Below are 13,332 nucleotides of genomic sequence, written 5' to 3' on the forward strand. Positions count from 1 at the left end.
TTACTTGAAGAGTAAGATTGCCCTGAGGTTGCTAGCTGAACAGCTGGACTGGAGTGACGAGGAGGCAACGGAAGAGTTCTCCGCCCTTCAGTTGATGATCACCCATAAGTACGATGGCTACCAAGGGTTTCAGCCGGCCTCTCGATTCCATGTTGCCTTATTGAACTGGCTGAGTCAGTTCCGGCAGGTTGCCCAGCGTCGTGTTGCCTTCAGCATTATTAAAAAGCAACTGGTGTACATCACTCAGCGCGAGATGCATCACCTCGTAAGCTTGATGATGCCTGAACTGGACAGGCTCATGCGCAAGCAAGTTGCGAAGGAGCTGGGCGTCCAGTTTTACGAGACCTGGACGGATGCTGCCGCAGAACGTCGACTACTGCTTCTCCGTCGCCGAACTATCTTCGTAGGGTTGAGCGATGGTGCGCGCATCGATGTCTTCCGCCGTTATAACGAAGGAAAGATATCCAATGAGCAAGTCGTGCCCTTCAGTGAGATGTCGGATCTGAAATGGGAAAACCTTACAAAAGAGCTGGCGGAGTGGTTGATAGAAAAAGAATACAAAGACGAGCCACCGCTTTTTGAGGCCGTATGCTTGGTAGATGACTTTGCTGGCTCAGGAGATTCTCTGCTCCGTCTCGATGAGGAGAAAGGAGAGTGGAAGGGGAAAATAAGCAAATTTTACAATACTAATAAAGCAAAAGTAGGCCAGATCCTCGCCAAAAATTGCCACCTGTATACTCACCATTATTTAGCCTCGTCCCAAGCCGAAAAAACGATCAACGATCGACTTGCGCGATTTAGCGAGAGCCATGAGGAATTCAGCTACAGCGCCACATATTCCTATGTGCTTCCAGAGTCCATTGTCGTTAATGACAACACGCCCCCTCCAGAGCTAATAGATCTCATCAAAACTCATTACGACAAGGGTATTGAAGATAAGCATGTGGGGAACGACATCTGGTTTGGGTATAGAAATTGCGGACTCCCTTTAGTCCTTGAACACAATACGCCAAACAATTCAATCGCCTTGCTATGGGCTGATTCGCCTAATAGCGGCTCTGAAGGGCAACACAAAATGAAGCCCCTTTTCGCTCGACGCAAACGGCACTCGACTAATGGATAATCCGTTTAAAAAGCGCGCCACTGAGTATGTGGCCGAGCCAAACACCCTACTCCCTCTTGTCAGCCATGCTCCGCTGGTGGAGTTCTTCACACAAGACGGTACTGAGTTACTGGAAAAGCTCAGCATTGTCGTTGGGACTCCTGGGTGCGGGAAGACCACAATTGCCCGAATCATTGAGTTCGACTCTTTGGCCACGCTTGCGCGCGACCCAGTGGAGATCAATAAGGAATTAGCAATAGCACTTGCTCAGCTCAAAATTTTGCGAGATGGAGCACCGTCGCTGCTGGCCTATCGATTGCCGATGACCACTAACTTCCGAAGCATTTGGGATCTGCCCTATTCGGACTCTATTCGGGCAACGCTTCTGCGTGCCTATGTGCAGTCCAAGGCAGTGCTGGGGTGGTTTAGGCAACTCGAAAGCGTCGAGGAAATAGACCTCGAGCAAATTGTGATTGTGACGCGTAGCGACTCGGAATCTGCGCGAAAAGTCCTTAAGGCCGACTCGCCAAGAGAGTTTCGTGAACATGCGCGGCGAATAGAGCTCGCAGTCTTCAAGGTGATAACCGCGCTAGTTGCACCCAGCGAGCAAGATTTGGCTGAAATCATAAACGAAACATATGACGTTTTTGAATATATAGAGCTTTTCAGGGTAAAAGGCTGGCTAACTGGAAAGTCGGATGAATATGTAGACTTACTGCCTATGGCAATAGTCGATGACGCGCATGAGCTTCACCCGCTTCAGTTTGCCCAACTCCGCGATTGGCTTAAGCGGCGCAACATAAAAATTGGCCGCTGGGTAATGTGCCGTCCTGATGTTGTGTCGCCTGAAGACTACCGGGATGCAATGGCTAAAGACGTGATGGAGGAAGGCGAACACCGACCGGGCACAACCGGTGGGCGGGACTACATCCTCAAACTGATGCAGCCGAGCCATCGCAATAAGCGCTTTATAGGTGTGGCCCGAGATATCAGCACTCGGTATCTGAGTGGAATAAATGACCTTTCGCGTCGCTCTGTTAAAACCCTGTCCAGTGTCCTTGATCACAACAGCGTGACCTTGACTGCCTCCCAACTTGAGCAGCTTCGTAAATCAGTAGATAGCCTCCAGCGGGAGTCGAAGCTTTCTGAGTCTGTGATTAGTTCTTTGCGCGCGCGCGTTCCAGAAAAGACACCGCCCGACGAGGCGCTTGCTGCATTTCGAATTTTACTCAAGCGTGAATGGAATAGAACCCCCCAACTTGGCCTGCTGGATGATGAACCAGCGGAAGAGCCGATTACAGGTGATCGCACTGTAAGCCCCTCTCTGCTCGAAGGTGCTCGCCTACAATTATTTCATGAGTTTGGGCGGCCTTATTACTTTGGGATGGACAAGCTCGCAGACGCAAGCAACAACAACATTGAACAATTCATCCGCCTATCCGGTTCCCTTATCGACGAGCTTATTATGCGAGTCGTTAGAAATAAAAAGCCAGAACTGTCGGCGAAGCTGCAACATGATGCTTTGCGCAAGCTTTCAACGAAGATCATGGACGAATGGGATTTCCCATATCATGCCTTGGTCAAAGATCTCATACACGGAATGGCGTCTCGCTGTGTGGAGCGTACGCTTCTGCCCAACGCCCCTCTTGACCATGGCGCCAATGCTATTGGTATTCCTCAGGAAGAAATGGACAAGGTGCTTGCTCGCTCTGAACGCCTTACTCGTGTTCTGCACTTCGCATTTGCCTATAAGGCCTTAGTCTTCGTCCCACAATATAAATGTAAAGGGCGTGTTTGGTGCCTTTTGGAAATCGGAGCAATTCCAAGCATCGCCTATGGTTTGACCTTGCGCCGCGGTGGCTTCATTGAGGACACTCTCTCTGGCCTGCAGTCTCTGCTTAAGGAGTAAGCATTGTGAAGTTGATTACTCATAAGGACTCTGAGGAGTGTCTCAGCTTTTTCAATGGCTACTTCACCTTGGCCAAAAAAGCGCTTTTTGTGGGCACGCTCGGTTTCAACGACGCGTGCTTGTACTTCCCCAGGATGATCTGCGACCTGCAGTGTTTTGACTTTCTCTTCCTGATCGAAAAGCGCCCCGAAGTTTCGCCGATCCTTGAGCAGTCTGCGGATCAGATCCGAGAAGAGCTGGAGAAGATCCTGAGCCAGCACAGCCTTAGCTTTGAAGCCGTGACCATTATCGCCGAAGACACAGCCAGCATTGCCGGCAGAAACGCAGCGTCGACCTTCGCCAAATGGCTGGCAAACGATTACACCGATGTAATTGTGGACGCAACAACCATGTCCCGAGGCGTATGTTTTCCCTTGGTGAAGCAGGCGTACGAGAGCAAGACAAACGCTCATGTAGTGATTGCTGATCGCGCCGTCTCCCCCCTCAAAACAACCGCAATGTACACGGACTCTCCGCAGTACATGCATGGTTTCCAGGCGGACATGGACACCGATGAGGTGATCCAAGCAATCAAGCTTTGGATTCCTCAACTTTCCGAAAAAAACCGGGATTCATTGGACCGCATTTTTCGTAAAGAACGGCCGCAGGAGGTCGCACCAATCCTGCCCTTTCCTGCCTTAGATCCTCGCCGCGGAGATGAACTGATGCGGGAGTTCCATGACTTGATCCTTACAGATTGGGACGTGAACCTCCTAGACATTATTTATGCCCACGAGTCGGACCCGACGGACGTTTTTGCGACGATTGAGCGCATTCACAATGGGCGGGAGTCCGCCCTCAAGAGCTTTGGTGAAACGCCTCCACGCACCATTTTGTCGCCCAGCGGCAGCAAGATGGGGAGTCTCGGCATGCTGTTTGCCGCCATATCGCTAGATTTGCCAGTGGTATACTCTGAGACGATGGGTTACCGATGTGAACAGCAGACGGTTCCGCAGGTCTCAAAAGACAAGCCAGACCGTATGTGGCACGCTTGGTTACGCCGTCCGTAAGGGTTCCCCAGGATGGGGAGGAGAAAATATGTGGCAGCAGAATCGAATTGTCGGTACTGGGCTCTTTGCCCTGGACGTGATTTTAGGAGCGGACTCTCGCCGCTTGGGTTCTGCACTGGGCGGGTCGACAGGTAACGTTTTGTCCATCCTGGGATCCTTGGGTTGGGCCGCTACGCCTGTTGCAAGCTTTGGCCAGGACCCTGCCGGCGAACGACTCTGCAATGAGCTTCAAGCCATTGGGGCAGATCTACGATTCGTGGATATCTCCAGCTCCCAACGCACGAACGTGATCTACCAGCATCAGCTAGCGCCTCAAAGCAGTAGCTCTCCGACACACCGTTTCAGCTTCAGCTGCCCCTGCTGTGGCAAGAAGCATTACCCCATAGTCGAGTGTGACGACCGCATCGTCAACAAAGCTTTGCAGGGGCAATCAAAGACCGATGTCTTCTATCTCGATCGGCCTACCAAGGCAGGTTATGAGCTAGCAAAGTCCTATTACGAATCTGGAGCCTTGGTCGTATTCGAGCCTTCTACAGCCGGCGACGATGAAGATCTTTTCTCCGCAATTCTGCAGAACGTCCACATCATCAAATACGCGGATGAGCGCTTCCATTCCTTTTCTCGACCACTCCCCAGCTCCATTCTGGTTGAGATCCAGACTCTAGGCCCACGCGGGCTGCGCTTCCGTAGTCCGGTCTCCGGCAGCGAGTGGCGCCAGTTATCAGCCTTTCCCCTACCAGAGGTTGCAGACACTGCAGGAGCAGGCGACTGGTGCACCGCTGGATTGGTGTATTCCCTACAGCAAAACCGTGTACACGCCTGGCACGACCTCGAGGAAAGCGAGCTGGAGCACGCGCTGGCGTTTGGTCAGGCGCTTTCCTCAATGAACTGCCTAACCCAGGGCGCTCGAGGGTTGCTGGGGGTTCTTACACCCGACGAGATTCTTTCATTCGCCCAGCAGCTGTGCACTGGCCGCGACAATCAGGCAGGCGATACAGCGACAGCCTCACAACTCGGGAAGCTTGCCTGGCAGAAGACACACACCATCGCGGTCAGTAGCACTGACCCACTTGAAGTGTGCTGTCAGACCCGCTGATCTAGTCGACTGACGCAGCAGCTTTGCGCGGCTTTTTGATAGCTCTTACGGGCTTTGCTTCTGCCTTGCGAAGCTCGTCGCGAACCTCCATCAGCAGCACGCCGAGCATATTCTTGCCCTTGCCGTTGACCTCGCCCCAGGTCCTGTTGACCTCGTTATCAACAGTGGCCGACTCGACGAGCCGGGCCTCACCGGTAGAAAGCAGGAGTGCTTTCAGATCCTCATGCTGAGTGAACTTGGCAAGGAGAATGGCTCGCATGCGCTCAAATTTAACTTTCGACCAGCCCGGGCGAATGTCCCACCAGTAAAGACCGTGAGCAGCCATTGCCACTAACGCTGGCGATGGAGCCGCAAGGATCCAATCCCGCACGGCTTCCTTGCGAGGCTTGCCCGCTTGGTAAGCGTGCTCGGAGGTGGGATACACGACATCCTCAAACAACACTTCGCGCTTATACAGGTTGCTTAAGGCACCATAAGGCTTTTCGTTTGCACGGTAGAACCGAATTTCCTGCATTACTGCTCCTTGCCTAATGACTATCGGCCTGAGGCCAAGCATATGGGTTGCCAAGGCAACACGCTAGAACGCAAACGTTGTTTGTCACTGCAACGATGCTGGCAGATCAAGCCCAGGACTATTTGAGCTGAGAACGAGCTTCGAGGGACTCAGCTGCCCTGGAAATACTCCCGTACTTTCCACATAACGCAAAGCCGATTGACCATCGCGCCACCCGACGTACTGCATCAGCGCTTTGAGATCCTAGCCACTCCACTAGACATCCCGGCTGAAGTGATATGGCATTACAGAGGGTTAACGCTAACGTGGGCGTAGACCGTTGATGACTAGTTCAGTAGCAGCACGCACGTGGCTATTATGGGCATCGAAGTTGGGGTCGTCGGACTGCACGAGTTTGGTGAAAATCAGCGCCGCATAATCGTTCATAAACTTCGCGGCGAAAGAGGGATCAAAGTCACTTCTGAGCTTACCTTGTGCCTGCATCCACTTGAATAGAAAGGCAATCTGACCAGTCAGCCGATCATTCATAGCAACTACCTCCTTCGAGACGGTGCTATTGAAAGGAGAATTGAGAATCTCTCTCCAAATAGATATGGGTAGAGCATCCAGCTCTCGCCGGCTTACTAGAGAGTAGACAGTACACATAATGTCAATGGGATCTTCTAGTGAAGATATCATCTCCCAAACCTCGGCAATACCTGCATCCTCAGCATTGGCTGCACGCTCAAGCAACGCGAACAGAACCTCCTGCTTGTTGCCGAAGTAGTTGAAAACCGTAGGCGCAGAAACCCCTGCGCTTGCAGCTATTTGCTCGACTGTCGTAGCGTTGTATCCATTGGCGTCGAACAGCACCAAGGCAGCCCTCAGGATGGATTCCCTGCGTTGCTCTTTCTGCCGTTCACGAAGACCACTCATGCTTCAACCACCCCTACTAACGAATGTCTGTAGCAGATAGCTTATACGAATTTGACTTCTCGATAAAATCTTTATCGAGCTATAAATCCCATTAAATGGAGCCGCATTAAAATCCAAAAATCCAAATTGCTATCTTCCGCGTAGACATGTACCCGATGCCACCAGTTCTCTGGGTGAGTTATTGCTGCAAATGAGGGAGCTCCGTACATCATGGAACCCCCCTAATTAACGATCCGTTGAGTGCTACCTAACGAGGTGCGCGACGCCTAAGTGAAGCCGGGTTGAACATGTCCTTACTTGGCACAGGCTTACTGAAGTCGGCGGTGCCACTTTCCTCGTTGTCCAGCCACTGCACGGCATAGCGACGTGCCTGAAGGTCATGAAATGTGTCTAGAGCAGTCCATACCATCGGCTGCTCATAGAAACTTTTCAGGTAAGCCATCGACACTCGCCAAAGCTCACCCCGACTGTCGTACTGATCCACCACTGCTGCGCCCCAACTGTCCTCATCGAGGTAGAGAGTACGCCGTGAGTAGATGTGCCGTGCCCCCGCTTTTAGTTTGCCTTCGACTACCCAGACTCGGTGCAATTCGTAGCGGGTGTACTTAGGATTGATATGACCAGGAAGCAGCAGATCTTTGTAGCTAACATCAGGACTAGTTACTTTATAGTTATTGTAAGGAATATAGATTTCCTTCTTCCCAAGCAGTGACCAGTCATATCGGTCAGGTGAACCGTTGTACATGTCAGTGTCATCGACAGTGCGCAGACCACTGGCCTCCTCAAGCGGAGTGTCATAAGCCAATGTCGGAGCGCGACGCACACGTCGCTGACCTGGAGTGTAGATCCATGATTGACGCGGCTCCTTAACTTGGTTGAGTGTCTCTCGGAGAAGTGCGCCATTACCAGCCATGCGTGCTGGTGATGTGGCAAAAGACATGTAATAAAACAATGTGTTATTCAGATTGCTAAGGCTATTTTTTTGATCATAGAAGCTGGTAAGCAGTTGATCTTGGCTACTTACTAGCGAGTAAGAGCCGCCCTGCTCCACTGCAGCCTGGGCTGAACGTCGCTCGACATATGTACCCCGATAGCGGGCAATGTGATTCCATACTGCCTCCACTCCGTTTTCCGGAATTGGAAAAGGAATACCACCAAACGCACCAACGAATCCATTCCCCCCCTCTGCCAGAGAAGCGCTGCTGGCATTCTTAAAAGTGTTTTCGTACACCCACTGAGGTGCCGCACCAGTACGCCGTGTTGGGTATACCGGCATTTGAAAACTGGATGGATAAGTCTTTAGAAGAGCGATCTGGCCTGGTGTCAGACGATCCTGATACTGTGCCAGATTATCTTTCGTAATAATGAATAGCGGCGTATCGCTCGCGAAGGGATCAACATGGTGCGTACCAGGCCCTTTATAGCCGGTTGGAACCTGAGTCAATCCACCATCCCAAGCTGGGATGCTGCCATCGGCATTACCAGCTCTCTCAGCACCTAAAGGCGTAAGACTGCTCTTTAGCTGGGCCGCCTTATCAGCACTAACCTCGGCGCGCGTCTCAAGCGAGACCAGCGTTAGAAAAGCAGATAAAAAGAATGCAATAGAACGCTGAAGCGGTGTAAGTAGAAAATTTTTACTGTGATACATATGGTTCTCCACAGCCAAAGCGATCAGAACGAATACTTACCAGTAATCGATATGTTGTCACGATCACGCATGACGTTGTTATCATCTGCGCCGTAATAGTTGGTATACTGCATGCCAACTTGGAAGCTATTTAAATAGATAGCATCAACACCAAGAGTGTATGCCTTGCGGCCCTCAATGAAATTACCTACACGATTAGAGTTGCCCTTGAAATCGTCCTGATAGACTGCGTAAGGAGCCAGCGTTACACCAGCAAAAATATCATTCCAAGAGCCCGTCAATAGCAATGTGTAGCCATAACTATCACGAGTAACTTGGACATCATCACCAGCACTGTTAACGTAAGCTTTATCTTGCGCGCCCACATAGCGCCGTTCAAACCCGTTCCAAGACGTGTATTTTAGATCACTACCACGAATGAACTCCCCCGATACTTCAGCTACCCCTACTAATGAGTCGAAGCTCAAGCGCGGGCCGAAGTTATAAATAGTACTAAGGGAAGCATTGAATATTTCGGCCCGCTCGTAGTTATCGAATAGCGCCCCTCGGCAAATTTGCTTACCAGCTACTTGAGTGCACGCCTGGCCACTACTCACATTGGCATCATAAATATTGGTTAAACCGAATACGCCTTGCTCCAAGACATCACCAAGCAGGTCATCAGTAGCCGATATACTTATCGGTGCGTTTGGACGATAGGCTATCTCTCCCGCCACCGATGCATCGCCAAGAGTGGTGTTGAAGCTAAAGCCATACATGCGAATATCCTCGACATATCGGCGGCGCGCCTCAGCATTCCCCACCATATCCAAGGTCGCAAGCCCTGGCACTGCATCACCAAGACCGAGCGGACCAAGTAGCGCATTAAGACCAGCAACGTCGACGCCTTGATAGTTACGTAAATCAATAGCTACTTGAGGGTCTTTGGCGTGATAGTTAACGAAATATAAACCAAACTCAGTGGAATTGAGTTCCTCTGCAATATAACGGAAAGCCACACCAAACTGACCATCATCACGAGCACTAAGGTCCTTTCCTATATTGCTAACTTTGAATGTGCCCGTATTGGGATTCAGGTAAGCGTTAGGCCCATAAGGTCCGTTGCCGACTAAGCCTAAAGAAGCAACCGTCGAATAGTTTGCTAAAAGATCCTTAATCGCCGGATCATCAACGGTTATATAAGCAGTCTCGCCGCCATCGGCGAACAGGTCCGTATCAGAGAAGTAGGTGCCAACTGGATCTAGTCGAGTTTCCCTCCACTGCCATTGGTAAAAGCCTTCAAGTGAAAGGCTTTCAGTAAGGCCAAGATTGAAACTGAGTGATTCCATTGGAATCAAAACTTCTTTTACCTCCGAGCCAGGAAGGTGAAAACGCGCGGCGTCGATTGGGTTTATAGCGTTGATACCACCACGATAAAAAGTGGATTCTCCCCAATTCAACACCTGCCGCCCTAGACGCCCGCTTAACGGGTAACCTGCAATATCCCAACTGCCAGATACATAGAAGTCCAATAACTCAGCATTGCGACCAGCAATCTTTCGTGTATCGCGAGTGAAGCTATTGTCTCGAGGATATGTTTGACTAGGGTGCTCTACTCCATCGGTCGTATTAAAATAGTCATTACGCTTATCCATAATTTGTGTGTCGTAGTGGGCGGAGCCCCGCACAAACAATCCATAGTTCTCATAGTTGGCCGACAAGTCAGTGGTAACTTTGAAGACCTGTGACACCAACCCCTTGCTAAAATTACGATTACCATCATCTGCGTTAATGTCTGCGATATTACTCGAGTCTCGCTCCTGTAAGCGCCACATAGCGCCGTACGACAGAGTAGTGTCCAGCGAGCCAGTGATCTCATTGTCATAGAAGTCGAACTGCACAGCGTGTGCATTCACCGACAATAGGAGAGGCAGCATTCCGATAAGAGCAGTCGCTCGCCGAGGCGTCCAAACGGAAGCACTATCTTGTTTTCTTTCATGCTGATCACAACTTTTCATCCGCACATACCTTCATGACGGCCAAGATTTATCGCCCCAGCGAGTGCTAGAGGCTGTTTTTGTTTGTTCCCGGTACCGATCGCCTAGCCGACGATCACTCGCAGCGCAAAGCCCCAGAGCACCTTTGCGCATTCAGTCCCACTGAAAGCCCATGGTTGTCTTGGGTTGCCGTATTAATTTAGTGACATAAAATATTTATGTCTAGTAAAGATTGCGAGCAAATCGTCTGTTCCAGAGATTTAATTTTGTTGCGGAGCGAGGAAATCCGGGGGGAATCGACTGATCGCGCGCGGAGCTTCTCTAACTGGCTCAAGCAGACGAGACAGTCGCAGCCATCATTTAAAAGCTACAGACCTGATCTGCCGAAATGCTACGGACAGCACGATTGCCACTACGTATTAGGATGGGAAATTTCTAAGGAAATCCTGAAGAAGACTTACTGATTTCGGCAAAACGCCTGGGCTCCACCCGCCGAATTTTCCGATGAAGCAAATGACCTTCGCCGATGCAGGGTACGCCGGCAAACGTAAGCAGACCCGAAAGGTGATGGTGGTCGTCCGGCCTACCCGTTGATGGCGATGCTGCGCGTACATTTGATGCAGAACTGGTTTGGCTACAGCATCCAGCGATGGAGGAAGCGCTTTAGGAGACGGCCATCCTGCGACATTTTGCCGGGCTGAGCCTGGAGCGCATTCCCGATGAAACCACGATCATCAACTTCCGTCGTCTGCTAGAAAAACACGAGCTGGCAGCTGGCATCCTGGCCGTAATCAATGGCTATCTGAGTAAGCAAGGCCTGTCATTGCGCCAAGGCACCATCGCCGATGCCACGCTGATCAATGCGCCGAGTTCGACCAAGAACAAGGACGGCAAACGCGACCTAGATATGCACCAGACCAAGAAGGGTAACCAGTACTACTTCGTCATGAAGGCGCTCATCGGTGTCGATGATGAGTCGGGCCTGGTGCACAGCGTGGTGGGCACGGCGGCCAATGTCGTGAATATCACCCAGGTCGACAAACTGCTGCACGGAGAGGAAAACATGGTCGGCGCCGATGTCGATTATACCGACGTCGAGAAACGCGCTGAACATGAAGTCCGTGAAGTAATTTGGCAGATCGCCGCCCACCGCTGTACATACAAGAAGCTGGGTTATCGCAGCCCTTTGTACAAAGCCAACCGCAAGAGCGAGAAGGCCAAGGCCCAGGTGCGTGCCAAGGTCGATCACCCATTCCGGGTGATCAAAAAGCAGTTCGGTTATGTAAAGACGCGCGTCCTTGGCCTAGCGAAAAATACCGCGCAGTTGGTGGCACTGTTTGCGCTGTCGAACCTGTGGATGGCACGCCGACACTTAATGAACAATACGGGAGAGGTGCGCCTGTAATGCGGGAAATGGCTGCCGCGAGGTGCTCGTGGCGGCTAAAAACACAGAAATGAGCGGATGACCTGATCGTCTTTGATCGATTCGCCGCTTTCAAAATCGGCGGGGCTGAAGTCAGCCAGAAATACATGGTTACTTCAGACCATCCCTAGGGCCGCGTGTGAGGAAGACCCGTGAAAGAGGGAGGTACAACGGCTGATCTTGCAATGAACTCACTCACGAGAGACTCAATCTCCGAGTAGCGCCCGGACATAGCCAACTCCATCATCTCCACCTGCAACTCCTCCTGAGCCACCATGTAGCTCAGAAAAGGCTGAGCCTCATACGGCCCCTCACCTTGCAGCACTTTAAGCTTATCCACATACGCAACAGTTTCTGCGTGTATAAAGGCCAACATTGTTGAATGTAGTGTCTGGGGCACTAAGCTGACAACAGCCCAAGCCTTAAAAGCAACCCACCAGCCTGGGGAATAGTCGAGCTTCCAACTTTTCGCAGCCATCTGATAGCGAGGCTCGTTAAACTGCTCCAAAATCAGGTACGCCGACCAGAGAGGGTAATGCTCATATCCTTTCGGCGATTGGGCAAGACGCTGCATTACTTGGAGCGCAAATGCACGATTGGCAAGCTCGTATTGGAACCCTTTGATGAACGCTTCAGATAGCAAAACGGTTTCAGCTTTCGGGCGCTCCTGATTAAGATGCTCGCCCTTATAGACTGTGTCCAGGTAGCCGCTGTACTTATCCATAATCTTCGGGTCGTAGTGGCCGATGTCATACTCAAACAGTCCGGAGTTCTGGTGGTTGGTCAATGACTCTGCGGCCAGCCCGGCAACTCGTGAAACCAGTTCATTCTGTCGGCTGTCATCAGCCGAGTTGAGGTTGGCTATGTTGGCTGGATTTCGCATCTGCTGCCACATGGCACCGTACAATAATCTGCTGCCCTGCGAGACGCTGACATGCTGATCGAGAAAGCTGAGTTGCGTGGCCTGGGAATTTACCGGCAGTAGAAGATGCAGCATCCCTATAAGTAGGCCCGCGCGCTGTGGCATCCACTTAGACATGCTGCTTTGGAGCCCGTCATGTTGAATGCACATTTTCATCGGAGAAATTACCTGCAAAACGATTGATTGCAACTGCCAGCGTTAGGAACTATCTATGCCATGGGTAGACATGCAAGAGAGAATTTAAGCCTTCTGAAGAGGGCTCAGACTTGAGATAGCAGGAGACTCAACCGCTGACTTAATGATGAACTCGGCCACAAGCCTCTCGATTTCCAAGTAACGCCCAGCCATTGCCCGCTCCATCATCTCTACCTGCAACTCCTCTTGAGCCACCATATAACTCAGAAAGGAATGGGCCTCACTTGGCCCTTCACTTTGCAGCATTTTGAGTTTTTCCACGTATGAAACAGTCGCTGAGTGGACAACTTTCAACAGTGCCGAATGTAAAGCCCTAGGCACCAAACTAACAGTCCAGGCCTTGAAAGCAACCCAAAGGCTCGGGGGGGAATCGAGCCCCCAGCAAGCCGCGGCCATCTGATAGCGAGGCTCATTGAACTGCTCCAAAGCCAAATACGCCGACCAAAGGTGAAACTGCTCATACCCTTCCGACGATTTGGCAAGATGCTGCATTACTCGCAACGCGAACGCACGATTGGAAAATTCGTATCGAAATCCCTTAATGAACATTTCAGATGGCATATCAGCTCTAGCCTTTGCATGT

At 51.2% G+C, this 13,332-nt stretch carries 10 protein-coding genes and 1 pseudogene; 5 read left to right on the forward strand and 6 right to left on the reverse strand.

Features of this window, described 5'->3' with window-relative positions; genetic code table 11:
* Nucleotides 1–4 precede the first annotated feature (4 nt).
* The 4 genes from ACOCLD_RS12585 to ACOCLD_RS12600 are packed head-to-tail and all read left to right on the forward strand — an operon-like array spanning nucleotide 5 to nucleotide 5,156.
* A complete protein-coding gene (locus ACOCLD_RS12585; protein ID WP_422909405.1) occupies nucleotides 5–1,123 on the forward strand; it encodes a phosphoribosyltransferase-like protein in 1,119 nt (372 codons plus the stop codon).
* Nucleotides 1,116–3,011 (forward strand): hypothetical protein, encoded by a 1,896-nt coding sequence (locus ACOCLD_RS12590; protein WP_422909406.1) that lies wholly within the window; start codon nucleotides 1,116–1,118, stop codon nucleotides 3,009–3,011. Before ACOCLD_RS12585 ends, ACOCLD_RS12590 begins: the two co-directional genes overlap by 8 nt.
* A 5-nt stretch (nucleotides 3,012–3,016) precedes the next feature.
* Nucleotides 3,017–4,060 carry a hypothetical protein gene (locus tag ACOCLD_RS12595; RefSeq protein WP_422909407.1) on the forward strand — a complete coding sequence of 348 codons (1,044 nt, stop codon included), beginning with the start codon at nucleotides 3,017–3,019 and terminating at the stop codon, nucleotides 4,058–4,060.
* A gap of 28 nt (nucleotides 4,061–4,088) precedes the next feature.
* Nucleotides 4,089–5,156 carry a PfkB family carbohydrate kinase gene (locus ACOCLD_RS12600; protein ID WP_422909408.1) on the forward strand — a complete coding sequence of 356 codons (1,068 nt, stop codon included), beginning with the start codon at nucleotides 4,089–4,091 and terminating at the stop codon, nucleotides 5,154–5,156.
* Between the two features lies 1 nt (nucleotide 5,157).
* Here the strand turns inward: ACOCLD_RS12600 and ACOCLD_RS12605 are convergent, their stop codons facing one another.
* From ACOCLD_RS12605 to ACOCLD_RS12620, 4 genes are all read right to left on the reverse strand, one after another.
* Nucleotides 5,158–5,670: an NADAR family protein gene (locus ACOCLD_RS12605; protein WP_422909409.1), complete on the reverse strand. Its 513-nt coding sequence runs from the start codon at nucleotides 5,668–5,670 to the stop codon at nucleotides 5,158–5,160.
* A gap of 300 nt (nucleotides 5,671–5,970) precedes the next feature.
* A complete protein-coding gene (locus ACOCLD_RS12610; RefSeq protein ID WP_422909410.1) occupies nucleotides 5,971–6,585 on the reverse strand; it encodes a TetR/AcrR family transcriptional regulator in 615 nt (204 codons plus the stop codon).
* 247 nt (nucleotides 6,586–6,832) lie between these two features.
* A complete protein-coding gene (locus ACOCLD_RS12615; protein ID WP_422909411.1) occupies nucleotides 6,833–8,233 on the reverse strand; it encodes a DUF1329 domain-containing protein in 1,401 nt (466 codons plus the stop codon).
* A 23-nt stretch (nucleotides 8,234–8,256) separates the two neighbouring features.
* On the reverse strand, nucleotides 8,257–10,230 hold the full coding sequence (locus tag ACOCLD_RS12620; protein WP_422909412.1) for a DUF1302 domain-containing protein: 1,974 nt from the start codon (nucleotides 10,228–10,230) through the stop codon (nucleotides 8,257–8,259).
* A 483-nt stretch (nucleotides 10,231–10,713) separates the two neighbouring features.
* Here ACOCLD_RS12620 and ACOCLD_RS12625 point away from each other — a divergent pair.
* Nucleotides 10,714–11,614: pseudogene (locus tag ACOCLD_RS12625) on the forward strand (IS5 family transposase).
* Between the two features lie 145 nt (nucleotides 11,615–11,759).
* Here ACOCLD_RS12625 and ACOCLD_RS12630 read toward each other — a convergent pair.
* A complete protein-coding gene (locus ACOCLD_RS12630) occupies nucleotides 11,760–12,671 on the reverse strand; it encodes a hypothetical protein (RefSeq protein WP_422909413.1) in 912 nt (303 codons plus the stop codon).
* Nucleotides 12,672–12,794: 123 nt separating this feature from the next.
* The gene (locus ACOCLD_RS12635; protein ID WP_422909414.1) at nucleotides 12,795–13,310 is read right to left on the reverse strand and encodes a hypothetical protein; all 516 of its coding nucleotides are present in this window, start codon (nucleotides 13,308–13,310) and stop codon (nucleotides 12,795–12,797) included.
* Nucleotides 13,311–13,332: the final 22 nt, after the last annotated feature.

Source organism: Pseudomonas cimarronensis, from assembly GCF_049331905.1.
Lineage (GTDB): Bacteria > Pseudomonadota > Gammaproteobacteria > Pseudomonadales > Pseudomonadaceae > Aquipseudomonas.